Genomic DNA, 1,477 nt, shown 5'->3' on the forward strand with positions numbered 1-1,477 from the left:
CGGCGGCGCTGGCGCCGCAGGTGTATGAAGCGCCTTGCGGGGAAGTCGAGCAGGTACTGGCTGATATCTGGCACGATCTGTTGAAGGTTCGGGTAGGGCGCCATGACCATTTCTTTGAACTGGGTGGCCATTCGCTGCTGGCCGTGCAGGTGATGGCACGCCTGCGCCAGGCTTTGCAGATCGAGATCGCGCTACGCCACCTGTTCACGTACCCGGTGCTGAGCGAACTGGCCACCTGTATTGCGCAAACCGAACGTGTGATGACCGATGTTATTCCATTGGTCGACCGTGGCGGGGCCTTGCCCCTGTCCTGGTCGCAGCAGCGCTTGTGGTTCCTCGCCCAGCTTGATGATGCAGCCGGTGCCGCATACCACATGCCTGCCGCGCTACGCTTGAGCGGTCGCCTGGATCGAGCGGCACTGAAGGCGACGCTGGACCGCATCGTGGCGCGTCATGAGAGCCTGCGCACTACGTTCGTGCTCGACGACGGCCAGCCGATGCAGCACATCGCGCCTGCCGAGGTGGGTTTTGCCCTGGCTGAACAGGATATCTCGTTGCTTGACGTCAACGCACAGGAACTGGCGATCACACGCATTGGTGAGCAAACCATGTCGGCGCCGTTCGACTTGTCGCGTGGACCGTTAATCCGTGGACAACTGCTGCGCCTGGGCCCGGAGGAACATATCCTGTTCGTCAACCAACACCACATCATCACCGACGGCTGGTCGGTCGGTCTGCTGGTACGGGAGGTGAGCGTGCTCTACACGGCCTTGAGCCAGGGACGGGACGATCCGTTGCCGCCACTGCCGTTGCAGTACGCCGACTATGCGGTCTGGCAGCGCGCGTGGCTGCAGGGTGATGTCCTGCAGGCCCAGGTCGATTACTGGCAGCAGCATCTGGCCGGTGCTCCGGCGTTGCTGGCGTTGCCGCTGGACCGCCAGCGCCCCGAGGTGCAAAGTTACCGTGGCGCCAGCGCGGGCTTCAGCATTCCAGCCACACTTACGCAGGCGCTCAAGCAGCTGGGCCTGCGGCATGGGGCCACGTTGTACATGACGCTGCTGGCTGCTTGGGCAAGTTTGCTGTCGCGCCTGTCTGGCCAAGATGAGGTGGTGATCGGCAGCCCGGTGGCCAACCGCCATCGCAGCGAAACGGAACACCTGATCGGCTTCTTTGTCAACACGCTGGCCTTGCGGGTGAACTTGGAAGGCGCCCCCAGCGTCGGTGCCCTGATCGAGCGCGTCAGGCACGATACGCTCAACGCGTATGCGCACCAGGATATGCCCTTCGAGCAGGTGGTCGAGGCGCTCAATCCGCAGCGCAGCCTTGCCTACAGTCCGCTGTTCCAGGTGTCGTTCTCGCTCAACAATACACCGGCCGACGCGGTGCTGGAATTACCAGGCCTGCGCTTGCAGGGTATCGGGCAAACCCATGCCAGTACCCAGTTCGACCTGTCGCTGGCGGTGACCGAAACGGACGG

At 63.2% G+C, this 1,477-nt stretch carries 1 protein-coding gene; it reads left to right on the top strand.

Annotated features, from left to right (window positions below; all coding sequences use genetic code 11):
• A partial coding sequence (locus tag HWE17_RS28405) for a condensation domain-containing protein (protein WP_255206432.1) occupies nucleotides 1-1,477 on the top strand: 1,477 nt, incomplete at both ends.

It is taken from the genome of Janthinobacterium sp. BJB401 (assembly GCF_013372745.1).
Classification (GTDB): Bacteria; Pseudomonadota; Gammaproteobacteria; order Burkholderiales; family Burkholderiaceae_D; genus Janthinobacterium; species Janthinobacterium rivuli.